This is a genomic window from Dactylosporangium sp. CA-052675, from assembly GCF_050947935.1.
Classification (GTDB): domain Bacteria; phylum Actinomycetota; class Actinomycetes; order Mycobacteriales; family Micromonosporaceae; genus Dactylosporangium.
In genome coordinates, this window is the sequence record NZ_CP192010.1 from 339702 (window position 1) to 365040 (window position 25339).

20 protein-coding genes and 2 pseudogenes are annotated in these 25339 nt (G+C 66.5%); 15 read left to right on the forward strand and 7 right to left on the reverse strand.

Going from position 1 to position 25339, the window contains the following annotated elements; translation table 11 throughout:
* Nucleotides 1-34: 34 nt before the first annotated feature.
* From dpdJ to ACQP1P_RS01550, 4 genes and pseudogenes are all read left to right on the forward strand, one after another.
* Nucleotides 35-4483: a protein DpdJ gene (gene dpdJ / locus ACQP1P_RS01535; protein WP_433082363.1), complete on the forward strand. Its 4449-nt coding sequence runs from the start codon at nucleotides 35-37 to the stop codon at nucleotides 4481-4483.
* Nucleotides 4480-5019, forward strand: a complete 540-nt coding sequence (gene dpdK, locus ACQP1P_RS01540) for a phospholipase D-like domain-containing protein DpdK (protein ID WP_433082365.1) — start codon at nucleotides 4480-4482, stop codon at nucleotides 5017-5019. Before dpdJ ends, dpdK begins: the two co-directional genes overlap by 4 nt.
* Nucleotides 5016-7223 (forward strand): protein DpdD, encoded by a 2208-nt coding sequence (dpdD, locus tag ACQP1P_RS01545; RefSeq protein ID WP_433082367.1) that lies wholly within the window; start codon nucleotides 5016-5018, stop codon nucleotides 7221-7223. The genes dpdK and dpdD overlap by 4 nt, the downstream gene beginning before the upstream one ends.
* A 119-nt stretch (nucleotides 7224-7342) precedes the next feature.
* A pseudogene (locus ACQP1P_RS01550) lies at nucleotides 7343-7474 on the forward strand (IS630 family transposase); the annotation flags it as partial.
* A 112-nt stretch (nucleotides 7475-7586) separates the two neighbouring features.
* Here the strand turns inward: ACQP1P_RS01550 and ACQP1P_RS01555 are convergent.
* Nucleotides 7587-9305, reverse strand: coding sequence for an IS1634 family transposase (locus ACQP1P_RS01555; RefSeq protein ID WP_433082369.1), 1719 nt, complete (start codon nucleotides 9303-9305; stop codon nucleotides 7587-7589).
* Nucleotides 9306-9630: 325 nt separating this feature from the next.
* On the opposite strand from ACQP1P_RS01555, the gene queC reads away from it, so the two are divergent.
* From queC to dbpB (ACQP1P_RS01595), 8 genes are read left to right on the forward strand one after another with little or no spacing between them, the layout of a single operon-like run.
* A complete protein-coding gene (queC, locus tag ACQP1P_RS01560; RefSeq protein ID WP_433082371.1) occupies nucleotides 9631-10308 on the forward strand; it encodes a 7-cyano-7-deazaguanine synthase QueC in 678 nt (225 codons plus the stop codon).
* Complete coding sequence (gene queE, locus ACQP1P_RS01565) at nucleotides 10305-10952, forward strand: 7-carboxy-7-deazaguanine synthase (protein ID WP_433082373.1); 648 nt, start codon at nucleotides 10305-10307, stop codon at nucleotides 10950-10952. The genes queC and queE overlap by 4 nt, the downstream gene beginning before the upstream one ends.
* Nucleotides 10952-11308, forward strand: coding sequence for a 6-carboxytetrahydropterin synthase QueD (gene queD, locus ACQP1P_RS01570; protein ID WP_433082375.1), 357 nt, complete (start codon nucleotides 10952-10954; stop codon nucleotides 11306-11308). Before queE ends, queD begins: the two co-directional genes overlap by 1 nt.
* Nucleotides 11308-12108 (forward strand): GTP cyclohydrolase FolE2, encoded by an 801-nt coding sequence (folE2, locus tag ACQP1P_RS01575; protein ID WP_433082377.1) that lies wholly within the window; start codon nucleotides 11308-11310, stop codon nucleotides 12106-12108. The genes queD and folE2 overlap by 1 nt, the downstream gene beginning before the upstream one ends.
* The gene (locus ACQP1P_RS01580; protein WP_433082379.1) at nucleotides 12108-13061 is read left to right on the forward strand and encodes a hypothetical protein; all 954 of its coding nucleotides are present in this window, start codon (nucleotides 12108-12110) and stop codon (nucleotides 13059-13061) included. The genes folE2 and ACQP1P_RS01580 overlap by 1 nt, the downstream gene beginning before the upstream one ends.
* Nucleotides 13061-14203, forward strand: a complete 1143-nt coding sequence (gene dbpB / locus ACQP1P_RS01585) for a DGQHR domain-containing protein DpdB (protein ID WP_433082381.1) — start codon at nucleotides 13061-13063, stop codon at nucleotides 14201-14203. The genes ACQP1P_RS01580 and dbpB (ACQP1P_RS01585) overlap by 1 nt, the downstream gene beginning before the upstream one ends.
* A complete protein-coding gene (gene dpdA / locus ACQP1P_RS01590; RefSeq protein ID WP_433082383.1) occupies nucleotides 14200-15450 on the forward strand; it encodes a tRNA-guanine transglycosylase DpdA in 1251 nt (416 codons plus the stop codon). Before dbpB (ACQP1P_RS01585) ends, dpdA begins: the two co-directional genes overlap by 4 nt.
* Entirely contained in the window at nucleotides 15431-16594 is a 1164-nt protein-coding gene (gene dbpB / locus ACQP1P_RS01595) for a DGQHR domain-containing protein DpdB (RefSeq protein WP_433082385.1), read from the forward strand. Before dpdA ends, dbpB (ACQP1P_RS01595) begins: the two co-directional genes overlap by 20 nt.
* 190 nt (nucleotides 16595-16784) lie before the next feature.
* On the opposite strand, the gene ACQP1P_RS01600 is transcribed toward dbpB (ACQP1P_RS01595), so the two are convergent.
* Together ACQP1P_RS01600 and ACQP1P_RS01605 are read right to left on the reverse strand one after the other, a co-directional pair.
* Entirely contained in the window at nucleotides 16785-18233 is a 1449-nt protein-coding gene (locus tag ACQP1P_RS01600) for a site-specific integrase (protein WP_433082387.1), read from the reverse strand.
* Complete coding sequence (locus ACQP1P_RS01605; protein WP_433082389.1) at nucleotides 18230-18532, reverse strand: helix-turn-helix transcriptional regulator; 303 nt, start codon at nucleotides 18530-18532, stop codon at nucleotides 18230-18232. The genes ACQP1P_RS01600 and ACQP1P_RS01605 overlap by 4 nt, the downstream gene beginning before the upstream one ends.
* 38 nt (nucleotides 18533-18570) lie before the next feature.
* On the opposite strand from ACQP1P_RS01605, the gene ACQP1P_RS01610 reads away from it, so the two are divergent.
* Together ACQP1P_RS01610 and ACQP1P_RS01615 are read left to right on the forward strand one after the other, a co-directional pair.
* Nucleotides 18571-19179, forward strand: a complete 609-nt coding sequence (locus ACQP1P_RS01610) for a hypothetical protein (RefSeq protein WP_433082391.1) — start codon at nucleotides 18571-18573, stop codon at nucleotides 19177-19179.
* Between the two features lie 141 nt (nucleotides 19180-19320).
* Entirely contained in the window at nucleotides 19321-19938 is a 618-nt protein-coding gene (locus ACQP1P_RS01615) for an AfsR/SARP family transcriptional regulator (protein ID WP_433082393.1), read from the forward strand.
* A gap of 64 nt (nucleotides 19939-20002) precedes the next feature.
* On the opposite strand, the gene ACQP1P_RS01620 is transcribed toward ACQP1P_RS01615, so the two are convergent.
* The 4 genes and pseudogenes from ACQP1P_RS01620 to ACQP1P_RS01635 form a co-directional block, all read right to left on the reverse strand.
* Nucleotides 20003-20578 carry a hypothetical protein gene (locus tag ACQP1P_RS01620; RefSeq protein WP_433082395.1) on the reverse strand — a complete coding sequence of 192 codons (576 nt, stop codon included), beginning with the start codon at nucleotides 20576-20578 and terminating at the stop codon, nucleotides 20003-20005.
* Nucleotides 20579-20667: 89 nt separating this feature from the next.
* Nucleotides 20668-21379, reverse strand: a pseudogene (locus tag ACQP1P_RS01625) (DUF2637 domain-containing protein).
* A 304-nt stretch (nucleotides 21380-21683) separates the two neighbouring features.
* Nucleotides 21684-22553: a replication-relaxation family protein gene (locus tag ACQP1P_RS01630; protein WP_433082397.1), complete on the reverse strand. Its 870-nt coding sequence runs from the start codon at nucleotides 22551-22553 to the stop codon at nucleotides 21684-21686.
* A 551-nt stretch (nucleotides 22554-23104) separates the two neighbouring features.
* A complete protein-coding gene (locus ACQP1P_RS01635) occupies nucleotides 23105-23413 on the reverse strand; it encodes a helix-turn-helix domain-containing protein (RefSeq protein WP_433082399.1) in 309 nt (102 codons plus the stop codon).
* A gap of 206 nt (nucleotides 23414-23619) precedes the next feature.
* Between ACQP1P_RS01635 and ACQP1P_RS01640 the strand changes: the two genes are divergently transcribed.
* Nucleotides 23620-25170 (forward strand): plasmid pRiA4b ORF-3 family protein, encoded by a 1551-nt coding sequence (locus ACQP1P_RS01640; RefSeq protein WP_433082401.1) that lies wholly within the window; start codon nucleotides 23620-23622, stop codon nucleotides 25168-25170.
* The last annotated feature ends 169 nt before the right edge of the window (nucleotides 25171-25339 follow it).

Sequence of the window (25339 nt, forward strand, 5' to 3'; positions counted from 1 at the left end):
TGACGCCGCTGTCCTATTTCGGGTCCTTGACGAGGTGGAGGACCAGGAGGCCCGCCACCTGGTGTGGGGTCTTACCGAGGAGTACTGGACCGAAGATCGTCTGATCGCGTGTATCACCGCGGCGGCCCCAAACTTCGACCCGCGCGACATTCTCGACGAACTGCTAAACCGCGACCTGATACTTGAACTTCGCCGCCGCTACCCGCCCACCTACCGCTCGCGCATGGCGGAAGCGATGCGGCTGCTGGCGCGGCTGCGCCAGCAATTCCGGGGTAAGCCATGGCAGTCGGCGCCGCCGCTGGTTGCGGACTTCCGGTTCCGCCACGAGCCGCGTCGGTTCCCGATTCGGAATGTGACGGCCGCCGACGCCGCAGCTCTTCTGGCAGTCCATGGCGCCAGTCGGGCTGTGCAAGACGTCGTGACCCAGGTTCTGCAAGGCGCCAACCCATCCGGCCGATCGAGGCCCCGTGACCTCTCCCAATTCCAGGTCGATTCGACGATCGCGGTGATGGACGCCCTGGCGGGCCGCGATCGGGGTGTCGTGGTGGCCGCCGGCACCGGCAGCGGCAAGACACTGTCGTTCTACCTACCCGCGCTGGCATACCTCGCCACGCGGCCGGCGTCCGAGCGCGGCGCAGGAGTCATTGCGATCTATCCGCGCAACGAACTTCTGAAGGACCAACTCGCTTCGGCGCTTGAGGAAACACGCCGGCTGAGGACTGCCGGCGGCCGTCAAATCCGGATCGGTGCCTATTTCGGCAACACCCTGACACAGGCGGGCCGAGACAGCCGACCCATGCCGCCATGGCGGCGCTCCTCTACCGGCTGGGTATGCCCGTTCCTGAAATGCCGGGTACGCAACCCACAAGGCTACTGCGGCGGCAACCTCATCTGGCAGTCCAGAGACTTCGAAACCGCGACCGAGCGCCTGGTCTGCGCACAATGCGCAGACGTCATCACCAGCCAGGAACTCACGCTGACCCGAAGGTCAATGCAAAGCCAACCACCCGACCTCCTGTTCACCACCACGGAGACGCTCAACCGCTCACTGAGCGACGGCTGGAGCATGCACGTGTTCGGTGTCGGACCGCGGGCACGCACCCGACCACGCATGGTGCTTCTCGACGAGGTACACACCTACGATGGAACCAACGGAGCGCAGGTCGCGTACCTGCTACGACGCTGGCGGAGGATGATGCGTCGCGGAGCCGGCCAAACCACTGCCTGGGTCGGGCTGAGTGCAACGCTCGCCAACGCCGAGCGCTTCTTCGGCGAACTGTGCGGCCTGGACGACGGCGCGGTCGCCCTGATCGAGCCGCAACCCGAACAGATGCAGCCCCGAGGTAGGGAATACCAGGCCGTGCTCCGAGGCGACCCGGGCGCCCAGACGGCACTGCTATCGACCACGATCCAGTCCCTGATGCTTATCCGCCGCGTCATGGACGCCCAGCCGACCGACCTCGGCGCCTTCGGCACCCGAGTATTCGCATTCTGCGACAACCTCGACCTGGTCAACCGCCTCTACCGGCAGGTCCTCGACGCCGAAGGCTTCGACGAGTTCGGCCGTCGCAAGACAAACGGCTACGCTCTGGCCGACCTGCGCATGGAGCGCTCAGCAGGACGTCTCGGCACCGTCACCGACTGGGCGCGACGGGACGCGGATGGCCAACATTGGTGGATGCCTGAGCACCTCGGCTTCGATGGCCGGGTCCTGTCCATTGGCCGCACCTCCTCGCAAGACACCGGCGTTAACGCCACCGCGGACGTCATCGTCACGACCGCCTCACTAGAGGTTGGCTTCGATGACCCGCAGGTCGGCGCGGTCCTGCAGCACAAAGCGCCACGCGACATCGCCTCGTTCCTACAGCGCCGGGGCCGCGCGGGCCGCACCCAGACCCAACGCCCCTGGACCGTCGTCGTGCTGTCGGACTTCGGCCGCGACCGGGCTGCCTACCAGGACTACGAGACACTGCTCACCCCGGCGCTTCCCGAGAAGCGACTCCCCATGGGCAACCAGTCGGTACGCAAGATGCAGGCGGCGATGTGCCTGATCGACTGGGCCGCAGTAACTCTGAACGTCGCAGCCCCGGACAAGACCCAAGCCATGCGAAAGGTCTTCATCAAGCCGCACCCGTCCCTGCGCGACCTTAGAGACAAGACCGTCGACCTGCTCGAAAAGGTCATGACCGGCGGCCCGGAGCGCGACGACTTGATGCAGTTCGTGGGCACGGCGCTACGCCTGCCCCCTGACGAGGTCGAGGCCATCTGTTGGGAACAGCCGCGCTCACTGCTGCTGGATGCCGTACCCACGGCACGGCGACGCCTGGCGAGCGGATGGACGCGACGCGATGCCGATCTGGACCCCGTCCCCGACGACAGTTGGGTGGACGATTCGCCGCTGCCCGAGTTCATTCCGCGCGCCCTGTTCAGCGACCTGTGCCTACCCGAGGTCGCCATTGAACCGCCGGATAACTACGACGCTGCCGCCCGGGAATCCCTGCCGGTATACATGGCGCTGAACGAGTTGGCCCCAGGCAAGGTCACCATGCGGTGGGCGGTGGAGCGTGGGCATGGCCTGTGGATCCCACCCGCCGATGACGGACAAGCGATCGCGCTGGAAGACAACCTCGCCGGCGTCCACCAACTTATCGGACAGGTGCCCGGCGAGGCTGGAATGGTGCCGCTCGTACGACCACTGATCACCCGGCCAGTCGTGCCGGAAAAGGATGTCCAGCCGTCGTCCAACGGCAGACTCGCCTGGCAGATCCGCCATCAGCCGGCCGGAGCGGGACTCACCCTCGTACGGCCCCGCTCCGGACCGCTGTGCAGCTGCGTCATAGATATCCAGGCATACCTCCACACCGCGGCCGGAGCGCTGCGCACGTGGCGGTACGCAACCTCGGCAACGGCGAGCGTGCTGCGACGAGCTGGCGGCCGGCAAGAAATGCGGAGCTCCTTCAGTTGGCAGGGGCAGCCAGCGGCCGTCGGGTACGAGGCCGCAGTCGATGCCCAAGTGGTGACCGTGCAGATTCCGCAGACGCTGGCCGCGTTCCGCGTGGACGTCAACGCGAAGCGTCTGCGTCAGTTGCGGCGAGACTTGTTCATCGACCGCCTACGAGGCGCGCTGCATGATGTACGCATCGACACGTTCCTGTCCCGTGACATCGCCGAAGCCATCGTTTCTGCCGCAGCCGTGCAGATCATCAATGATCCGCTCGCTGATCTCACCGCGACCAGCGCTATCCAGTGGCAGGCCACCATCCGCGACCTGCTGGGTGATGGTGTCATCGTACTCGGCGACGACCTCGACGATGACGACAGCGATGGTGATGGCCATCAAACATTCACCAAACAACAGCAGCGACTTCTGGACGCTCTGCATGAGGACCGTGTTACCCACGCAATTGGCGATGTCATCACGGTGCTGAAGGACTCGCCAGACGACACCTGGTTGCCGTGGCTGCGCGCGCGCTTTCTGCAGACGGTCGCCGCGGCGTGGCAGGCGGCGGCCCAACAAATCTGCCCCGACTTCGACGCCGATCTTGACAGCGTCGTCGACATAGATCCGCTCGGCACTGGACCGAACGGCACCTTCGTGATCAGTGACTCCGCCATCGGAGGTGGCGGGCTGATCGAGTCACTCACCCGCCGCATCAGTGAGGACCCACGCCGATTCGACTACCTCGTGTTCGCCGCCCTGCAGGCATCCGACCTGGAGGACGTCGACCGATCAATGCGTCGAACCCTCGACCTGCTGGCGACCGACGCACCAGCCGCCGACGCCGCTACACGGTTCCGCCAAACCACCGACGACCGGCTCGCACCCTGGCAACGTCTACTCGCGGCGCTCGCCGAACGAGGAGTCAGCCCGGCACACGCCACCGCTACCGCGCTGGCCAACCGGATCTTCCGGCTCGGCTCGTCGACCGCGACCGACAGCATGCTGACGCTGTGTCTGCGCAAATGGGAAGACATCGAAATCCAGGTCGGGTTCGCCATCGACAGCCGTAGCATCTGCGTCGCACTGGTTGCCGACCCGGCAGTACGATCCGCCCTGTTGGCGGCGATCCCGGAGGCGGCAGGTATGCCCGACACCTGGGCCCGTTCGGTACTGCAGGGCCTGCTATGGCCCAGTGCCGAGGCACGGCGCGCAGCATCACTCGTCGCGTCCAACCGATTCGTCGCCGAAGCTCCGCTGACTGAACGGACACTCGTGCTGGACTCGCTACCGGACCCGATCGTCGATGTCGACGTCGACGACCCGAATTGGCAGGCTACGCTCACCGACCTCGTCGCCCGCACAGGTCGCTGCCGGCTCTATTCGGCATCCGGTGACAACCTGCAGCTCAAACGAGCGCTCCAGCAACTCGTGACCAACCCGATCGAACTCGGCTGGTTGCACGTGCACCCACATGTCGAATCCCTTGCCCGCCACGACGGGGCGATGCGTGTCGAGGTGTCTCTGGAAGAGAGTCCCCAGTGACCAACCGCGAAATTCATCGCCTCGCGGCTCGGCCGCACCGACTCATCGCCGAGGCCCTGCAAGGCCTGCTCGTCGGCGAGATCTTGTCGCCGGGTCAACGAATCTTGATCGCATCGCCGTGGATCCGCGATGTTCCCGTCCTGGACAACACCGGCGGCCGGTTCACTGCTCTCAACAGTGCGTGGGGTTCGCGAACGATCCGCCTGTCCGCCGTGCTGCGAACACTCTTGGAACGGGGAACTGAGGTCTACCTGCACGTGGGGCCGGGCCCCAAGGAGGCTGAGTTCGTCCGCCGGCTCGGCGAGGGCGCCCGCACCGATGGAACCGATCAACGTCTGCACCCACATATCTCGACCCACGATCCAGGCGATGTACTCGATCACCAGAAGGTGATCGCCGCGGACGAGTGGGCGGTGTTCGGATCCATGAACCTGACCTACCGCGGTGTCGAACTCAACGGCGAACTCGTGACGGTCTCTACCGACCCGGCCCGAGTCGCTCGCCTCATCACCGAAGTGATGGGCCTTTTCCCGTGAGCGCCAACCAGTCGGCACCGGCCGACCGCTGGCCAGCATTCCGCGACGCGTTCTACACACTGCCGAACAACCTTGACCTCAGTCGGCGTGTGCCGGCCCTCGACCGACTGCTCGCCGTCGTCGCCGATCTGCTGTCGAAACAGCCGCCGCGACCGATTCTGCTGCCCGCCGTCATCGGCGTTACCTCGTACTACTACGGCATCGCATTCAGCCCCGAGCAGGCCCGCACGCTGCGCGAACTCCTTCAGTCACACATCGGTGACACCTGGTCGGACTTCGACGGACGCCCAGTGCGCGACAGCGCTCTCACTGACCCACTGGTCCAGGCGGCAGTGCAATTCGCTGGCGATCAGCGGTTCGTCTACCGCCTGCGTGTCCCGGCGGACGAACGGGATCGCGTCCGCGCGACGGTCATGTCCCTGCTAACCTCGCTCCGTACGAATTCGCGGCGCACGGTTCGTCTCGCCGTGCCAATCGGACGCATGATCGGCGACCTCGAGGATGCGTGCGCCGTGGGAGCGGCCGGCGCCGCCGAACGCGCCTACGCGGCACTCGCCAACGATCACCGCATCTCCGAGACTAACCGCCTATTCCTGCATGTCCAGGTCCTCGCCGCCTTCGGTCGCTGGCAGGAGTTGGCCGACCACCCGATGCTGGGCAACCTGCTCAGACTCGACCGACCGAGCCCAGTGTCGGACGCCTTGGCGCAACTCGCTCTCGCGAACCTCGCGCCAAGCCCGACGCTGCAGGCGTTTCAACCCATTGGCACCCGCTTCGGGTCGTTGATCGACTCGACATCGGCGATCCGTACACCCAGCGGCGCGATGTACTACACGCTCTGGGCGTTGACGGCCGGCGAGTCAGCCGACGATCTCAAACGCCGGCTCACCGACGCCGGCTGGGCGACCCCGGCCGTGACCCAACTGCTGGCCGCGACCACGCCGGCGCCTGAGGCCCTTGCCGCGCCGACGGACGCGGCACAGATGCGCACTCACGCGATCACTGCGATCGCTCAAGGCCGCTACGACACCGCCGTCGAGCTACTCGCTTCGCTTCCACCCGACCCCCGTGATCTGCCCGCCGTCATCGAAGCGGTGACAAAGACTTTCACACCGGGCGCGCTGGCCTTGCTGGAGGCGCATCGATCGGCGCACGGTGAGGAAGCTCTGCGCCAGGCGAGCATGAACCGGCCCCCCCTGCCTAGCCACACGGCGATGGCTCTCACCGACCGGCTGCGAACTGTCTTCGATCCGGCCACGCCTCAGGCGAGACTTGAGGAACTGGTCGAGGGCATCAAGCAGGTCGGCCTCTCCGAACTACGCGCGCCGGGTGGAGTCGATTCTGCCTGTCAGGTCCTGTGCGACCTCACCGTTAACGGCGATCTTGGGCATGTTGGTACCGGGGTTGACACCTGCCTGGATCTTGTGCGTGACCTTCGAACCAGCGCGGCCGACCCAAGCCAGGTACGCAGCCTGAGCATGGCCACCCTGGAATTGTGGGGCTTCCACGACACCAGCGGCGACCGCCACCGGGCTCGCCGAATAGGCCTGTTGGCCGGCGACGCCGTCGAAGCAGGCTGTAGCGTCGCGCAATTCGACGAAATCACCGAGATCCTACGAGCAGGCTGGGACCCGTTCCTCACCGATGTCGACCTGCCCACCAGCATCGACATCCTTGAACAACTCGTGGCATACCAGCCCACCGGCGCCGCCGGACTCGACAAGTTCGCCATCCCCGTCCTGTCGCGGGTGGGACCCCACAACGCCGCTCGGCTGCCCTCAGCCGCCCTCGCCGTCGCAGTCGACTTGGCCCCTACCTTCGGTCTGACGATCGATATCCCGCCGGCCGACACGACGGTGCCCGCCGGGGTCTCAACGATCAGCGGCCTGACCATCGCGCTCTACTCGCTGGAACAAACCGCGCTGGCTCGTGCGAAGAAGCTCCTCCAACAGCGCCACCCTGGCCTCACGTTCCAGTCGCTGTCCGATCATGTCGCGACCGACGCGCTCAAGACGGCCGCCAAGGCCGCCGACCTCTTCGTGATCGCAGATCGCGCCGCCAAGCACGCCGCGACCGATGCGATCAAGACCGAGCGGCGGGACCGCCCGACCGAGTACGCCGCCGGCAAAGGATCCACCTCGCTCATCGAGTCGGTCGAGGCGTGGCTGCACAACTACATGGCCGCAGCGGACGGGGATACCTAGTGCGTGACCAAGAACGTTCACCGGGTTGGTGACACGCCGGTTGCGGTGTGCCGGGACGGGGCGGTTCGGCCTCACCCTCGATAGCGATCAGGTTCGTTGTCGAGGGATGGGGTGGGTGGATGGCTGAGCCGGTCCGAGCGCGGCGGCTGAGCGATGAGGAGGGCCGCAGGCTGCAGCAGATCGTGCGGCGGGGCAAACACGGGTCGATCCGGGTCCGCCGGGCGTTGATCATCATGGCGTCGGCGTCCGGCCCGGGTTCGACGTAATTCGGTGGCCTGGAGAGCCGGAGCTGGGTGCTGAGCTGGGCGGACATGGTCGGGGCCGCCTGGAGGGCGTGTCTCTAGGCGGTGGCGTTTCGGCTGGTCAGCGGGGTGCGGGTTGAAGGTCGAGGATCTGCTTGGGGTGGGGGATGCCGAGCTTGGCGAGCAGGTCTCGTTGGGCCTTGGTCAGGGTGGTGACCTGCTGGAACGTGCCGGTGGGGCCGGTGAATGTTCCGACGTGGAGGCGTTGGAGTTCGCGGCGGGCTTGGTGCCAGGTCGTGCCGGATCGGGTCTCGATGATGCGGATGAGCAGGAGGGCGAGCCAGCACAGCACGACGTGGGCGCGGATGCGTGCTTCGAGTCGGTGGTAGACGGGTCGGAGGTCGATGATCTGTTTCATGTCGCGCCAGCCGCGTTCGACTTCGAGGAGTTGCTTGTAGCCCAGGGCGATGTCCTCGGCGGGGAGGTGGGGGTCTGAGCAGCGCAGGAGGTACTTGCCGTCGAGGTTCTCCTCCGCCTTGATCCTGGCGTGGTCGATGCGGAGTTTCCCGGCGGGGGTGGTGCGCAGGTAGCGGCGCAGTCCGGGCTTGCCGGCGATCTTCCCGCGGAGTTCGCCGCGTTTGAAGTCGCTGAGCCCGTCGGTGTCGGCGATCAACTCCTCCAGGTGGGCGACGAGTTGTTCGCGCATGTGCTGGTCGCGTTGCGCGGCGTCGGGGTTGTGGCAGATCACGAACCGGTCGGTGTCGCTGATGCGGACTTCCTTGGCGCGCATGTTCTCGGCGATCTCGGTGTAGCGGCCCTGCCTGGACAAGGCGGCCTTGACCTCGGGCGATCCGGAGCGGAGCTTCTCGCCGATGATGTAGGCGTGGTCGCCCTGGCGCAGGTAGCGGCGGTTCTCGGCGGAGGAGAACCCGCGGTCGGTCACCCACACGATCTTCGACCGGGTCCAGTCCCGCATCTCGTCCTTGACCTGCCGGATCACGGTCTGGTCGGAGGCGTTGCCGGGCCAGGACCAGCAGCGGACCGGGATGCCATCGCGGGTGACGGCCATGCCGATGACGATCTGCGGCAGGTCGTCGCGGGAGTCCTTGGACTTGCCGTGGACACGGAACCCGCCGCGGTTGCCGTCGCTGCCGGCCTGGTCGCTGGTGGTGCTGTCGGGCAGTGGTCGGCCGGTGTCGTCGCGGGCCACGGGCGCGTCGGGCTCCTCCAGTTCGAAGTATGTCGTGTCGAAGAACAGCAGGTCCACCTCGAGGTTCAGCAGTGTGGCGACGGAGTCGAAGACCTGTTTCTCGACCTCGTCGGTGACCTCGTGTAGCCAGTCCATCGCCCGGTAGCAGGACCGTTCACCGATCTCGGGCAACCCGTCGATGCGGGCGTCGTTGGTGATCCAGTCCGCGGCGGCGAGCTTCGACGACGGTGCCAGGGCCCGGTTGGCGACCAGGGCGAACAGCACCCGCTCGGTGACGGTCATGTCCCGCGGCCGGCCACGCTTGGGCTGCCCGGCCCGGGCCACGATCTGGTCGATGCACAGGCTGTGCCACAGGTGATCGAGGACGTAGGTGCCGCCGAACGACACCGAGGAGACGAACTCCAGGTCGGACGCGGCAGTGGCCGCGAGCGCGTCGCCAGGGTCGAGGAGCTTGGATAGAGACACGACCAGGCGTTTGACCGCGTCGCGGTCGAGTTGGTCCTCACGACCGAAGGTGAACAACACCTTGGGCACCGCCCGGCCAGCGGCCGGATCCCACTCGTTGTGGGCCAGGTGCAGGTACCGGACCGTCCCGGACTTGTTCTCCCGCTTCGTCGTCTTCACGTACACGGCTCTAGACCATACAAGGTATCTCTAGGTCAGGGAAGCCTTGAACAGAGAACCGCGTCTCTAGGCACTTTCGGCCTTCTCCACCACCCACGGCCCGCTGACCAGCACATTCCGCCCCGCAGAACCTCCAGGACCACCGAATTACGTCGAACGCGGGAACCATGTGCACTGAGCGACACGCGTCGGTTTCCCTCGCTGCTTTCGGACGGGTAAGCTGACCGCGATCAACGCCAGAAACTGCAACCACCAACTGGCGCACGGTTGTGCAGTTTCGGCAAGAGCGGAGGGAAGGCGGCGCATGTCGGCGGCAGATCATAAGGCAGTCGTGCTGCTCAGCGGCGGACTGGACTCGGCGACAGTGTTGGCCATCGCGGCCCACGAAGGGTACGAAACCTACGCACTGAGCTTCCGCTATGGCCAGCGACACACGGTTGAACTCGGCGCCGCCGACCGGGTTGCCAAGGCGATTGGTGTGGCCCAGCACGTGGTGGCCGACATCGACCTGCGTGTCTTCGGTGGTTCAGCGCTCACTGACGATGCCCTCGCTGTGCCGCACCACGCCAGTGCGGACGAACTGGGCGCAGACATTCCGATCACCTACGTCCCTGCACGCAACACGATCTTCTTGTCGTTCGCGCTCGCCTGGGCGGAGACGCTCGACGCCTCTGACGTCTTCATCGGTGTCAACGCGCTGGACTACAGCGGCTACCCAGACTGCCGTCCGGAGTACATCGCCGCTTACGAGCAGATGGCCAACCTTGCGACCAAGGCTGGTGTCGAGGGACGGCAGCGGCTGAAGATTCACACGCCGCTGATCGAACTGACGAAGGCTGAGACCATCCGTCGTGGCCTGGAGTTGGGTGTGGACTACGCCTTGACTCACAGTTGCTACGACCCCGTCGATGGTCGCGCTTGCGGCACCTGCGACTCCTGCCTGCTGCGTGGACGCGGATTCGCTGAGCTGGGCCTTACCGATCCGGCTCTCACTGCAGCAACAGGGTGATCACGTTGTACCGGGTCAAGGAGATCTTCTACACGTTGCAGGGAGAAGGCACACACGCTGGTCGGCCGGCAGTGTTTTGCCGGTTCACCAGCTGCAACCTGTGGACTGGTCGGGAGCAAGATCGGCATCGTGCGATCTGTCAGTTCTGCGACACCGACTTCGTCGGTACGGACGGCCCCGGCGGGGGCCGTTTCCACTCTGCCGCAGACCTTGCTGCTGCTGTGGCAAAGGAGTGGCAGGGGCAACCGCATCGCCGAAGCCGCCCCTACGTGGTCTGCACTGGCGGTGAGCCACTGCTGCAGTTGGACGATGCTGCCGTCGAGGCGCTACATGGTGAGGGTTTCGAGGTAGCGGTCGAGACCAACGGGACGCGGCCGGCCCCGACTGGCCTCGACTGGGTGTGTGTCAGCCCGAAGGCCGGCGCTGACCTGGTCCTCAACCACGGCGATGACCTGAAGCTTGTTTTCCCGCAGGTCGGTGCGGAGCCAGAGCTCTTTGAAGGGCTCGACTTCAAGCACTTCATGTTGCAGCCGATGGACGGACCTGACCGGGTATCGAACACCGCGGCTGCGGTGCAGTATTGCCTGAGCCATCCGCAGTGGCGGTTGAGCCTTCAAACGCATAAGTACATAGGAATCGCCTGATGGAGATCTTCCGAGAGTTCACCTTCGAAGCTGCGCACCAGCTGCCGAGCGTGCCTGTCGGGCACAAGTGCGCGCGCCTCCACGGGCATTCCTACCGAGTCGAGGTCCACGTCGGCGGGGATGTCGATCCAGTCACTGGCTGGGTGATGGACTTCGGTGACATCAAGAAGGCGTTCCAGCCGCTACATGATCAGCTTGACCACTACTACCTCAACGAGGTGCCTGGCCTGAAGAACCCCACCAGTGAGGTGCTTGCTCGGTGGATCTGGGATCGGCTGATCGATCAACTGCCGTTGTCGGCTGTCGTAGTGCGTGAAACGTGTACGTCGGGCTGTGTGTACCGAGGGGAGCAGTAGTGCTCGCTGATGTGCAGGGCCTACCGGACGGACGCGGTATAGCGCTGGACGAAGTCGGGATCGACGGCTTGCGCTACCCCCTGCTTGTCGCCGACGGACAAGGCACTAAACGTGAGACGGTTACCACTGTTGGCATGTCGGTGAGTCTTGATGCCGATGTCAAAGGCGCTCACCTGAGCCGGTTCGTTGAGGTTCTGCGTGCCTGGCGAGACCAGCTCGGCCCGGACACCGTTCTAAGTCTCGCTGAAGATCTGCGGATGCGTATGGGCAGCACCAGTGCACAGGTCCGTCTCGACTTTCCGTACTTTCTTGAGCGGTCCGCCCCTGTGACCGGCATGCGGTCCTTCACCGAGTACGGATGTGCGCTCGACGCTCGTGCCGCCAGTACCGGTTCTGCCCTGACGCTGAAGACGCGGGTGCCGGTCACCAGTGTGTGCCCGTGCAGCAAGGCCATCAGTGACCGCGGTGCGCACAACCAGCGTGGATATAACATGATCGAAGCGAGGCCAGCAAAGTCCGTGCATCTGTGGTTCGACGATCTCATCGAGGTCGCCGAGTCCGCTGCCTCATCGCCCGTTTATGCGCTGCTCAAGCGTCCCGATGAACGTCACGTGACGATGGCAGGCTACGACAACCCCGTGTTTGTCGAAGATATGGCCCGCAACGTCACACAAGCCCTCCGCGCCGACTCCCGTGTCACCGCGTTTCGCGTGTACGTCATGAACGACGAAAGAATCCACAACCACACGGCCTATGCTCGGCTGGACTGGTCGAGCACAACACCTGCCAGGCCAGCGTGATGGCCAGCGACGATGCGGCTGACCACCCGCCGATCCACGTCATCGTTACCTGCTCTAACCGCAAGACCATCGCGGTCCCCGATGATTTGCGACTGGGCCATCTCCGCCAGCAGGGCTCCGACGAACGCTTCAACACCTGGACCGAACGTTTGTCTGCGGCGACGGTCCCCCGTGTACTCGCCCACGATCTGTACGCCGGTGAACACTGGCACGTTGCACGACAACTTCCCACGCGTCTGTCACGCCCAGCTTCATTGTGGATCTGCTCCGCGGGGTACGGCCTAATTGCCGCGAACAGTGCCATCGCGCCATATGCTGCCACCTTCGCTGCAGGGGAGTTAGATTCGGTTGGCTCCACTCCCGCTGAGATGCGTGCCTGGTGGAACCGCCTCACCACCTGGCGCCGCTTAGAACTGAGCCAGCCACGATCGATTGCCGACCTCGCGTCTCGTGAGCCCGGTGCCACTATCATCGCGGTGCTTTCAGAGGCATATATGCGCGCCTGCGCCGATGACCTGCGGCGGGCTGCCGACCACCTCAACAACCAAGAACAGTTGATGGTCATCGGCCCACCAGGCCGCTGCGCTGACATCGAAGATCTGATCGTTCCGGTGACTGCGAACCTACGGCCTCTCGTGGGCGGAAGTCTTCAAGCTCTGAACGTGCGAGTGGCCGCCCGCCTGCTAGAGGCCGCAGCCAACGAACTGTCTCGCGCAACGCTTCGCAAACACGCCGAACAGGCAACATCAAGCGCGCCGCCAGACCACAGCCGCCGGCTTGGCGGTCAACGGCTCACTGACGACGAGGTTCGCAGCTACATTCGCGACCGCCTGGCCGCCGGACCAGGATCGGCGACGGGTCTGCTCCGCCTGCTCCGCCAGTCGGGACAATCCTGTGAGCAGGCACGATTCGGACTGCTCTTCACCGAGGTTGCCGCCGAGGTGAGGCGCTGATGCCCACAGCAACCGCAACGAAGGAACTCACCCGTCGGGCGCTGCAAATCGATCAAGCGGGCGCGTGCCCGTTGTTCGTGTTTGCCCTGCGCGCAGATGAAATCCTGCATGTAGCCGACATCTCTCGGGTCAGCCGTGACGAGGCAGGCAATCTCATCGGCTACCAGCGACCCGAGGTACGCCGGCACATCGAAGAGATCGTTGAGTATCTCAACAACGACCATGCGATCTTTCCGAATCCGATCATCCTGGCGTTGTCGTCCCGGGCGAAATTCCGGTCCAGTCGTGGACCCGGCGCAGGTGATGGCCTAGCCACTGCTGGCAACCTCACCATCCCGCTGCCGCAGCCGGGCAAGCCCAAGCCGGCCTGGATCGTCGACGGTCAGCAGCGAGCCATCGCGCTGGCCCGCACCCAGCGGCGTGACTACCCAGTGCCCGTAACCGCCTTCGTTGCGGACAGCGTCAGCCTTCAGCGCGACCAGTTCCTCCGGGTCAACAACACCCGCCCGCTGCCGCGCGGCCTGGTCACAGAACTGCTGCCCGAGGTCGACAGCCCGCTGCCACCACGTCTCGCTATACGCAAGGCCCCATCAGCGCTGTGCGACGTGCTCAACAACGACAAAGCGTCGCCCATGTTCGGACTGATCAAACGTGCATCCACGGCGAAGGAACGACCATCTCGCGCCGTCATCACTGACACCGTCGTGGTGGACATGATCAGCGAGAGCCTTACATCGTCGTCAGGCTGCCTGTTCCCATACCGGGACATGAGCCGTAACGAGACTGACTTCGATGGGATCCTGCATGCGCTGTTCACCTACTGGGCAGCCGTGCGTGACGTCTTCCCCGACGCCTGGGGAAAACCAGCTAGCAAGAGCCGGCTCATGCACGGCGCCGGGATCCGCTCCATGGGCCGGCTGATGGACCGCATCCTTGGCGCCATCGACCCCCGAACACCCAACGCCCCCGACACCATCCGCCAACACCTCGCCCTCATCGCCCCGCACTGTCGCTGGACCAGCGGAGCTTGGGACGATCTAGGCCTGCGCTGGAACGAGATCGAAAACGTGCACCGCCACATCCAAGAGCTCTCCAATCACCTGATCCGGCTCTACCTCAACGCACGGGCAGAGCTGGTATGAAGTTCTTCTTCCCCGACAGTCAGGACCAGGTCGACCCGAGCTTCGACTTCATCACCGAGGAGCGCGACCCGTTCCGGGTGCGTCAACGTGATGACCTCTATGCCCACGAGGTTCTCACCGAAGCACCGTTCGACGGGATTCTGGTTTCCAAAGCCATCGTTGACGGCCAAGCGGGCAGCGCTGGCAAGTACACGGGCGCGCAGCGACACCGCCTCTACCGAGAGGGAGCCGAGCGGTTCTTTCGACTCAATCACGGTCACACACCCCTCAAGATCATGGGGGACTGTGGTGCGTTCTCCTACGTTGCCGAGGAGTACCCGCCCTACACCGTCGATGACGTTATCGACTTCTACGATGGATGTGGTTTTCACTACGGCATCGCCGTCGATCATGTGATCTTCCAGTACGAGCCTAAGGTGTCCCGCGATGACGAGCGGGCCTCTGAATGGCGACGTCGGCAAGAGATCACCATCGAGCTCGCTGAACAGTTCTGGCAACGATGCAAGGCCAGGCGTGTCGACTTCACGCCACTCGGTGTTGCGCAGGGCTGGAGCCCGCAGTCCTATGCCGACGCCGTAGCTGCCTTGCAGCGGATGGGTTATAGACGGATCGCCCTCGGCGGCATGGTTCCCCTCAAGACCCACGAGATCCTTGCCTGCCTTGCCGGCATTGACGACGTTCGGGAAGCGGCCACCCAGCTGCACTTGCTCGGGATTAGTCGCTGCGAAGACGTCCCGACGTTCTCAAGACACGGTGTGACCAGCTTTGACAGCACCGCACCGTTTCGGCAGGCGTTTAAGGACGATCGCGACAACTACCACGCCTCAAGCCGCACCTACATCGCGCTGCGCGTGCCCCAGGTAGACGGCAACGCCAAACTCAAAGCTCGCATCCGGTCCGGCGAGATCAGTCAGGCTCAGGCGCTCAAGCTCGAACGGACCGCGCTGTCGCTGTTGCGTCAGTACGACGACGACAAGGTCGACGTCGAGTTGGTTGTTGAAGCGCTTGCCGACTACAGCGCTGTCTGGGACGGCAAGTCGGATCGCAGCAGCCAGTATCGTGAGACCCTGACAGACCGACCCTGGCGCGACTGCTCGTGCGACCTGTGCAAGGCACTCGGCATTGAGATCATGGTCTTCAGAGGCGCTGAACGCAACAAGCGGCGCGGCTTCCACAACCTGTACGTGTTTGAGCAGCGGCTGCGCGCTAACAAGGAAGGAACCCTGCGTGACCAAGACCGGGACTGACACCCCGTCCATGACCGCGAAGGAACTGCGCTTGCCCGCGCTGAAGATTCAGCAGGGACCCGACCGCAGCCTCTACACCTTCGCGATGGACGGGAAGCTCGTGCCCCAGATCGCCACGGTCTCGCGGATCCGCCGCGACGGGGACACCCAACTCCACGGCTACCAGCGACCCGAGGTGCTCAACCACGTCGCTGCCATTCGCCGGTACATCGAGACCGACGCCAGCCCGTTGCTGCCTAACGCCATCGTCATCGCCTTCGACGAACGCGTCCGCTTCGAACCGTCGAAATCCGGCGACACTGGGCCCGGCTACGTCCAGACCGGTATCCTCATCATCCCGATCACCGATGGGCCAGAGCACGACCGTCCTGGCTTCATCGTCGACGGTCAACAGCGCTGCGCCGCTATCCGTGAGGCCAACGTCGAGGCGTTCCCGATCAGCATTAGCGCCTTCATCGCGAACGACACCGCTGACCAGCGCTCCCAGTTCATCCTGGTCAACTCGACCAAGGCCCTGCCGAAGGGACTCATTCACGAACTATTGCCGGGCGCCTCGGGTGCACTGCCTACGCCGCTCCGCGTGCGCCAGCTCCCCGCGACACTGCTCGAGCGGCTCAACTTCGACGCCGTTCGCTCGCCGCTACACCGGATGATCCAGACACCTACCAACCCCACTGGTCACATCAAAGACAACTCGGTGCTGCGCATGCTCGAGAACAGCCTGTCTGACGGCGCGCTCTACCGGTTCCGCAACGACCAGGCCCTGCCCAAAACCGGTGAGATGCTCACCCTGCTGTGCAACTTCTGGTCGGCCGTCGAGCAGACCTTCCCCGAAGCCTGGGACAAGCCGCCCAGGAAGTCTCGACTCATGCACGGTGCCGGAATCATCAGCATGGGCTACCTGATGGACGCCATCAGCCACACCCGCGACGAGAACGAGGGTATCCCCGATACCGAGGAGTTCGCCGCGGATCTCAAGCTGATCGCCGATGACTGTCGGTGGACCGAGGGGGAGTGGACCTTCGGCGATGGCGTCGTCCGGAAGTGGAACGATATCCAGAACACTCCACGTGATATCCAGCGAGTCGCTGACTTCCTGCAGAGCCGCTACCGGGCCCACCGGAGTGCCTCATTGCGTGGCTGAGTAAACCGCGAGTGGTGGCGAGGCTGGACCAGGTCCCGGCGGAACAAACCTATGTCTGCGATATCTCGGATCCTGCGGCGACGGCTGACATGCCGACGAAGGAGTCGTTGCCGAGGCCGGGCACGCTTGAGCCAGGCGGTTATCTGCTCGTAGGTCAGCCGATGGGACCTGGTCCAGCAGGTGTGCACGTCTATCGCCGCCTGGGTACCAGTGCAGCCGCTGCCTCGGCGGCGTCCCGGGCCACTTGAGGCAGGACCGACGTGTACGTGTTCGCGGTGAGCACGATGGTGGAATGGCGCAGCATTGCCTGGACGGTTTTGATGTCGGCGCCGCCGGCGAGGGCGAGGGTGGCGGCGCCGTGGCGGAGGTCGTGGAGCCGTACCGGTGGTAGACCGGTTTCGGCGATGGCTTCTTTGAAGCGGCGGGTGACGTAGTCGGGGTGGATCATTCTGCCGTCCTCGCGGGTGAAGACGAGTCCGGTCTCCACCCAGGCTGCGCCGGCTCGCTCGCGTAGGTCGTCTTGGTGTTCGAGGTGTTCGCGGAGCAGCCGTGCGGTGATGGTGTCCAGGGCGATCGTGGCTTCGCTGCCGTCGGTCTTCGGAGCGGTGAGGTTGAGTTTCCACGCCTCGACGACGACCTGGTGCCGCACGGTGAGCGTGAGCGCGTCGAGGTCGAGATCCGCGCGGTGCAGGCCACACGCTTCGCCGCGGCGGAGCCCGCGGAGAGCGATGAGGTGGTACATGGCGTACAGCGGGTCGTCGATGATGTGATCGAGGAACGCGCCGGTCTGTTCGGCCGTCCACACCATGACCGGCGACGGGACGTGGCCGGTGCGCCGCCATTCGGCAACGCGCCGGTCCGTCCAAATGAGCGGTTTGGCCGACCGTACCGGCGGCAGTTCGACGTGGGTGGCGGCGTTGTAGGTGACCATCTGTCGGCGCATCGCGGCGTTGAGCGCAGCGCGTAGGGCGGCCTGGATGCGGCGTTGGGCGGCCGGTCCGGCGGGTTTCATGGTGCGGCGGTCGCCGTCGAAGCGGTGGCCGAGGTTCAGGTCGGGGTCGGCGAGATACGCCTGGAAGGCTTCGTTGTGGGCGTTGATCGCGTCGAACATCGCCGCGACGTGCTTGCCGGTGAGCCGGACCACTTTGATGTGGCCGAGGTGTGGCTTGAGGTACTTGCGGATGTTGTCGGCGTAGTTGCGGCGGGTCGTTTCGCGCAGTGAGCGGCGGCCGGCGAGCCATATGTCGAGCCATTCGCCGACGGTGACGTCGTCGTGCTCCCCGTCGCTGTGCAGCAGCCGGCGGGCGGCGGCCTGGTCGGGGAGCGGCTCGCGGCGGCTGATGGCGCCGGCGATGAGGTCGCCGATGCGGGTGCCGTCCTCGGGCTCATCGGCGAGGGCGAGCAGGGCGCGGATGCGGTCGAGTTCGGCGTCGGCATCGGCTTTGGTGGCGAAGCCGCCGCGGCGCAACGGGCGGCGTTTGCCGTCCGCGGTCGGCGGGAGTTCGCATTGATACTGCCAGATGCCGTGCGTCGGGTGCCACGAACCGCCGGGGCGGCGCAGTTTCGGGCACGCGCGGCCGTAGGGGCGGCCGGTCGCGGGGTTGGTGCAGCTGCACCGCTTGTAGGTGGTGCCGTTCAACTATGCCTCCTGACAGGCGGTCGGTGCGGGTCGCGGGTCGTGTCGATCGACGCTTCACTTCGCGTGGTGGTCAAGTCGCTGGTACCAGCGGGATCGACGATGGCGAGCAGATGGACGACGGCGACGCGGAAGCGGCGGCCGACTCGCAGGACAGGGACAGGGAAGTCGCCGGAGGTGGCGAGGGCGTACGCGGTGGAGCGGCCGATGCCGAGCACGGCGGCGGCGGTGGGCAGGTCGGTGACGGCACCGAGGGCGCGGATGTCGTCGACGGTCCAGATGCGTGGTTTGGTGGCGGACACGGTGGTTCCTCTCGGGCGTGGGCTGGGACGATTGCGGAGTGCATGACCCCGCGCGGCTGGTTGACCGCGAGAACTGGTCCGGTGGCTTCTACGAGCTGGACATCGAGCTCGACAACGTGGGTCCGGACCGGCTGCAGTCGGCACTGACGCGGCTGTGGGCTGCCGCGCGCGTTGAGGGCTGCTACGCCGATCCGCGGAGGTCCGGCAGTGACGGGCTGGCTGCGGTACCGCTACGGGTCTCTTCACTCGAGGAGCGCGGACTGCTCGCGGGGACGGTCGCGTTGCCGTCCGGCCACCGGGTGGTTTGTGCGTGTACGTCGGTCGAGTTTGACGGCGGGCAGCGGTGGCTGACCTTGAATCTGCCGCTCGGCGCTCTTGCTCATACCGATCGGCGGATCGGTGCGTTCCCGTTCGGCGATGACGGCGGCCCGGTGTCGTTGCGCTGGCGGCATCCGCTCGATGCCTGGCTGGGCACCGTCGCGGATGCCGTTCACGCGGAGGTTGGCATCGCCTGCGCCGTCATCGGGTTCGAGATCGACGCTGGGAAGGACGCCGCCTCGTTCGCGGCCGGGCTGCCTGAGCAGCGCTGGGAGGCGATCGCACTGCCAGGACCGGACGGCCTGGTGCACACGCCAGCCAACCGGTGAACCGGCGCGGCATGGCATGCCGGCGCTACCGTCTTTGTCCATGGGGAGCGGGGGCTTGACCGGCGGTGTCTGGGCCGCCGCGGATCTCCGTCCATCGGCTGAGCCGTTCACCGAGGAGTCGAAGAGGACCGGTCCCACGGGGTGGATCTGGTGACGGGCGATCAGAGGCACGTCGCAACGCCCGTCCGGCTGCGGGTGCTTGGCCGGCCGGCGATCGAGGGCGTTCCTGAGGACCATCACGTCCGCCCGCAGTCGCTGGAGTTCCTGACGTATCTGGTAGTCCGGGGCGGCTCGGCGTGGCAGGAGGACATCTTCGATGATCTGATGCCGGAGCCGTCACGGCGGCTGGCGGCGCAACGGCTGCATACGTACACCTACAACTTGCGCCGCACGTTCGCGCTCGTCGGTGGCGAGTGGCCGTATCTGCGGCTGAAGCGTCACCAGTACGTCCTGGACCGCGACGCCTTCGACGTCGACCTTTGGACGTTCCGCGACGCCCTCGCCGAGGCGGAGATGGACGCCGGGGCGGTGTACCGGGCTATCGCCGCGTATGGCGGACCGTTGGCCGCTGGCACCCGGTACCTGTGGATCGAGCGGTACCGCGATTCGGCCCGACGCGATTACGTTGACGCGGTGGCCGCCCTCGCCAAGAACCTGACTGGGCGGCCCGACGAGGCCGAACGAGTCCTCAACGCGGCACTGCGACACCACCCCGACGACAGTGAGCTGTTGGACGCGCTTACACGGGTGCGCAGGTGAGCCCGCACGGTGCCGCGGTTTGGACGAGCTCACCTGTTTCCGCACACGCCGACCTATCGGCGGGTCATGCGGTGGCGCTGACGGCGGCGGATCGGTCTTCGTGGACCAGGACGCTCAGCACCCGAACGGTGCGGCGCAGGCGGTCGTAGACCTCCTCCGGCCGGACCTTGACGTGCAGCATGCTGCCCAGCAGACCCTCGACGAGAGCGACGACCGGTTCGGTCCGAATCGCCTCGGCCGGATCTCCACGCAGCCATTGGTTCGCGAAACGGACCGACTCCACGGAGCTGGTCACGTCCTCCTCGTCGAGGACCCGATCGTGCACGCGGATGTGCTCGATCGCGTCTCGGTCATCGCTGCGGGCGTTGCCGGTGAGCGCGCCGAGCAGCCGGACCGCGCGCCGCGCGGCGAGCGTGGCCTGCGGCCCCGGAACCGACTCGTCGCGGAGGATGGTCAACAGCTCCCGCACCACCGCGATGACCGGCGCCGACCGTACTGCGAGGTGCGGGGCGCCGCGCAGCCACTGGACCGCGAATCCGGCCGCCTCGTGGTCGACGGGCGGCTGGGCTGTGTGGCAAGCGTTGTAGGCGTGGTCATGATATATCACCTCCTTCCTGTGTGAATTCAGCGCCGGCTCCATGAAGCGGTGGACGGCGCAGCTCGTACCGCCCGCTGGGCGTGGTGCACCGCAGCGGGCGAAGCTAGTGGGGCTCGGACGACGGGGCGCCCTCATCGTGGCTCCTCGGCGTTGAGGATCTTCATCAGCGTGGACGCCCGGTTGTTGGAGACGCGGTGGCCATCGGCGCGCAGCTGACGAGCCAGCGCGCCCCGGGTCAACGGGTCGCCGTTCGCGGTGAGCCGATCCCGGGCGGAGCGGGCCGCAGGCAGCAACACGCGGACCGCGTCGCGGTCCCCAACGTGGGACCGTTTCGCGGACCGGTCCTGGGAGCCGGTCCGCCGGACGGGCGGACCGGGCCGTTCCCGGCTGGCCGGCGGTCCCGGTTCGTCGACCTGGGACGAGGCACGAGGGGACCGGGGACCCTCGATGGCGTCGGTCCGCTCGTCCGAATCGTGGAGCGGCTGCCGCCGGTCGGGGTCCGTGGGCGGCTTGGCGATGGTGTGCCCGAGCGCGATCTTCACCATGACCAGGAAGCCCAACGCCGGGATCGCCGCGGCGACCCAGCCGATCAGGGACCTTTCGGCCTCGACGACCTGCGCCGCCAGGGAGAGTGCAACAGCAGCAGCCCAGGACGACCGCAGGGAACGTCGTGGCGTTGCCGGACCGTTTGCGGCGGCGGAGTTCCAGCCCGGATGCGACCGACATCAATTCAAGGACGACGGCGTCGGCCCAGGCCAGCCACCCAGGCTGGCCGTGGTTGCTGGCGACGTTGTGGACGTGGGTGAAGCTCGCCGGACCGGCGGCCCCGGCGACGACGAACATGATGAGGACCTGGACCGCTCCCTCGACCCGGCCGGTCCGGAACTGTTGGTCCCGCGGGGTTGGGGCTGCTATGGGACCACCCCCGTCCGCCGTGCGGACCGGACTCGTGGAGGGCATGCGGGGTGCGGGCGACGGCTCATGGCCGCTGCGGACGTGGACATCAGAACCTTTCCGATAGGGGAGGTGCGACGGAAGACTGTCACAGCGGAGGAGCCTCAATCAGCGCGGTCGCAGTCACGCGATCTCGACGCCATTGACGGACCGGTGACAGATCGCTGGCCTGGTGGTCGACCGCGGTGGAGCGCTACAGTCCGCGCTCGACCGGGGAGGGCTGCACGGCCACGTCGACGAGGCGCACAGGTGCGCCGGGCCGCTGGTGCACCCACCACACCGGCTCGGCCGGGTTGCCCGCTGCCGGTTCGTGCACGGCGGTGGCGACCGGGTAGCGCACACCGCAGCGGCTCAGCTCCTGCTGCAGATGCCGCTCACGGACCGGGTTCGGCAGCCAGAACAGCACCGGCCATACCCGCCGGGTCACCCGCGCCAGATCGGTGTAGCCGTCGAGCTTGTCGACCAGCCGGCTGATCGGCCGCTCGGTCCCCAGGTCGAACTCGAGGAAGAACGCGGCCGTGCGACCGTTCTCGGCCCACATGCCGTGCCCGTCGGGCCGCGAGCGCGGTGTGTACGCGCGGACGTGTACGTCGTCGTGCTCCTCCGCGAACTCGCCCATCCGCTGGCACCGTGCCGCGGACCACCAGCGGACCAGTTCACAGTCGGCGTGGGTGCGCGCGTAGCCGGCCAGCTGGGTGAAGAACTCGTTGATGCCCAACAGGTGCGGCAGGTTCGCGCGGTTCGTGAGGTGCCAGCGCCGGCGCTTGGCCCGGTCGCGTCGTGGCAGTTCCTCGCCTCGCTGGGCTGAGACGACCTCGACACCGAGCTGGGCGAGTACGTAGTGGTAGGGGTACGAGCCGCCGTCGGCCCGCTGCGGGCGGAACCGGTCCAACAGGCCGAGCCGGACCAGCTTCCGGAGCCGTTCCTGCGCGTAGTCCAGCGACGGGAACAGTGCGTAGGCGATCTGGAAGGACGTCAGGACGCCGTGGTCGGCCAGCCAGCCGAGCAGGATGTGATCGCGGTCGGTCAGCTGGGACTGGACCCGCAGGACCGGGTCGATCATCGGCGGTCACCGCTCGCGGAGCCGGTCCCCCGGGGAGAGACCCAGACCGGAGGGTCTGTCGCAGCGGAGCGGCGAACGCTGACAGTGGCCTTGTGCTGGGCTGTGAGCTGCCGGACCGGGTCCGTTCGGGAGTCCGGTTGAAGGCGGAGGTCAACTGGGACGTCAAGGCCGGCCCCGCAACGGAGGGCAAGCAGGATCGGGTGCACGAGCATCTCCTGGGATTGTCATGAGACGGGGCCAGCGGCGGCGTACGTTGGCGTCCTCAAACCGGCGCCTGTCAGATTTCGCGGACACCTACATCGCGAATGTGGTGCAGGCCACACGGCGTCGCCGGGTCGGGCGCTCGATTACCGACAGAGTTCGGTGAGGACCCCTACGCGCCCTATCCGCTCCTGTCAGATTCTGCGAACACGTCCCCACCGGAGATTTATACGTTCGGCCGATGTCAAAGCGGCGCATAAGGAACATTTCGCGAATTCAGCTTCGGACCGTCGACGGACGTCCGGCTGTGTCGGCCGCTGGCATGGGTCACTCGACGACGTGCAGGCCGATCACGTCGAGCGGGGTGGCTCTACGCCGTTGTCGTGGCGGCGCCGCGTCAGTGTCGTCTCGATGGCATCCATGAGCAGGACGACCGGCACGTCGAGCACGGCGGCCAGCACCGCGATCATGGTTCGCCCAGGCAGCCGGACGCCACGCTCATACCGGGAGAGTTCGTGCCGGGTGAATGTCGGCCGCCCGGACACGACGCACACCCGGTCAGCGAGATCGCGCTGGCTCATACCGAGCCGGCGTCGACGGTTCGCGACAAGCGCGCCGAAGTCGTCGGCGGCGACGGTACCGATGATGATCTGCTGCATCGACGCTCCCGCAGGGACGGCTGGACGTCGATGAACGCTCGCCTTCCCACGAAGGTCAAGTCGCCGCCGTACCGGGCCCCATGACCGCTGCTGGGAAAACGCCGCTGTCGGCGACCGGCTGCCTGTCGGTGTCACGATCGCTGGCACGATGTCGACGTCGACCTCACATCGAGCGCTGATCAGGACGCGGGATGACTACTGCACGCATGGACGCCGTCAACTGCACGATCATGGTCCGTGCTCGGCTGCTGGCTGGTTGGGTGGGCGCTGGACGGCTGGTGACCGCGAAAGGCGTGCTCCGGCCGGTCGACATCCCGGCCGCGGCGGCGGCGATGGGCGTGGAGACACCACCGAAGGCTCGCACCGCCGCCGATGCCGAGGTGCTGCACCGGCCATGGGTGGCGGCTCAGGCCATGGGACTCATCGTGGTCGGCGCGGCCCGAGCGACGGCGACGGCTGGACCGGCCGGCGATCAGTTGGAGGCGTGGTGGACGGCGTTGCTCGCGGTGCTGCGGTCGGAGTCTCACGATCGTCGCGGTGAGGGCGCGGTCGCGCTGTGCCGGGCGCTGCTGGCCGTCCTGGAGGACGGGCCACCGGTCGACGAGCTCGAAGACCGGGTCGATGAACGGCTCCAGGCCGCGGATCTGTGGCAGTTCGGCGCGGTGTTCGAGGCGTTCCGCCGCGGGGTGATGCCCGTCGAGGGCGGCCTTGGGGTGCTGGCCGAGTTCGGGGCGGTGGACGCTGCGGCGGGGCTGACGGCTCTGGGCCGGTGGGCGGGCCGGCGTTTCGCGGCGGCCACGCCGCCGCCGGTCACGCCGGACCTGCCTGCGTCCGAACTGTTGACCATGCTGGCATCGCTGTCCGAGGAGGACGCGCTGCGCCAGGCGCGGTGCTGGCTCGCCGGCCGGGACATCGACGAGGCCGTCGCGGAGGTGCTGAGCGCGGCGGAAACTGCGACGCCGGCGGCCCGGCTCGCCGGGGTCGATCTGGTCGGCGCGATGGGTGAGGCGATGCGACCGGCGTGGCAGGCGGCGCTCGAGCGGCCGATGCTCGCCGCGCACGCCCACGCGGCCTTGGCCACCTGGGATGCGGCGGAGGACCAGTGGGAGCCGAGCGAGGCGGACCGGTGCTGGTTGGCGGTGGAGTATGCGCTCGCCGTCGAGGATTCCGAGGAGCGGTACTACCTCGTGCAAGACTTCGGCGGCCTGGCGGTCGTCGACGCCAGCGGCCATCCTGGCGCGCCTGGTCTCCGTGATGCGCTTGTTGCCGCCGGCCGCCCGCCGCAGTATGTGTACCAGCTGAAGATCGTCCTGTCCGGCGTCAAGCCACCCGTGTGGCGGCGGCTGCGCGTGCCGGCGTCGATCCGGCTCGACGTGCTGCACCACGCGATCCAGGCCGCCTTCGACTGGGACGACGATCATCTGCACACTTTCGAGGCCGACCGGCGACGCTACAGCGACCCGGACTTTGCGCTCGACGATTGCGAGGATGAGACGGATGTACGGCTGGCAAAGGCCATGCCCCGCGAAGGCGCCACGATGACGTACGTCTACGACCTGGGCGACTGCTGGGAGCACCGGATCCTCGTCGAAAAGATCGACGAGTCGGAGGAACCGGACGCCGCTGCTGCCATCACGTGTACAGACGGCCGCGGTGACGCTCCGATCGAGGACTGGCATCCCGAGGACGGCGAGGGTACAACGCCGTTCGACATCGACGCGATCAACCGACGGCTGGCGGCGCTGCTCGGCGGGTAGCACACCGGGCCGATAACGGCTTCGAACCGCGCATGTTCGGTGACGCGCTCGGGCGCCTTCTTACGCAGATGCTGGCCGGCGCGGGCGTGTGCGACCGCGCAAGGCCAGCATGAGGCGCGAACGGCTCGAATACGCACGCGGGCGAGTCCGCGTTCGTCGGTGATCGACT

Excerpts from the sequence above, each read along its gene's own strand:
- queD (WP_433082375.1), top strand. The coding sequence starts at position 10,952 with ATGGAGATCTTCCGAGAGTTCACCTTCGAAGCTGCGCACCAGCTGCCG.
- ACQP1P_RS01630 (WP_433082397.1), bottom strand. The coding sequence starts at position 22,553 with ATGATCGACCCGGTCCTGCGGGTCCAGTCCCAGCTGACCGACCGCGAT.
- ACQP1P_RS01635 (WP_433082399.1), bottom strand. The coding sequence starts at position 23,413 with ATGCAGCAGATCATCATCGGTACCGTCGCCGCCGACGACTTCGGCGCG.
- dbpB (WP_433082381.1), top strand. The coding sequence starts at position 13,061 with ATGCCCACAGCAACCGCAACGAAGGAACTCACCCGTCGGGCGCTGCAA.
- ACQP1P_RS01640 (WP_433082401.1), top strand. The coding sequence starts at position 23,620 with ATGGACGCCGTCAACTGCACGATCATGGTCCGTGCTCGGCTGCTGGCT.
- dpdA (WP_433082383.1), top strand. The coding sequence starts at position 14,200 with ATGAAGTTCTTCTTCCCCGACAGTCAGGACCAGGTCGACCCGAGCTTC.
- ACQP1P_RS01620 (WP_433082395.1), bottom strand. The coding sequence starts at position 20,578 with ATGGAGCCGGCGCTGAATTCACACAGGAAGGAGGTGATATATCATGAC.
- ACQP1P_RS01580 (WP_433082379.1), top strand. The coding sequence starts at position 12,108 with ATGGCCAGCGACGATGCGGCTGACCACCCGCCGATCCACGTCATCGTT.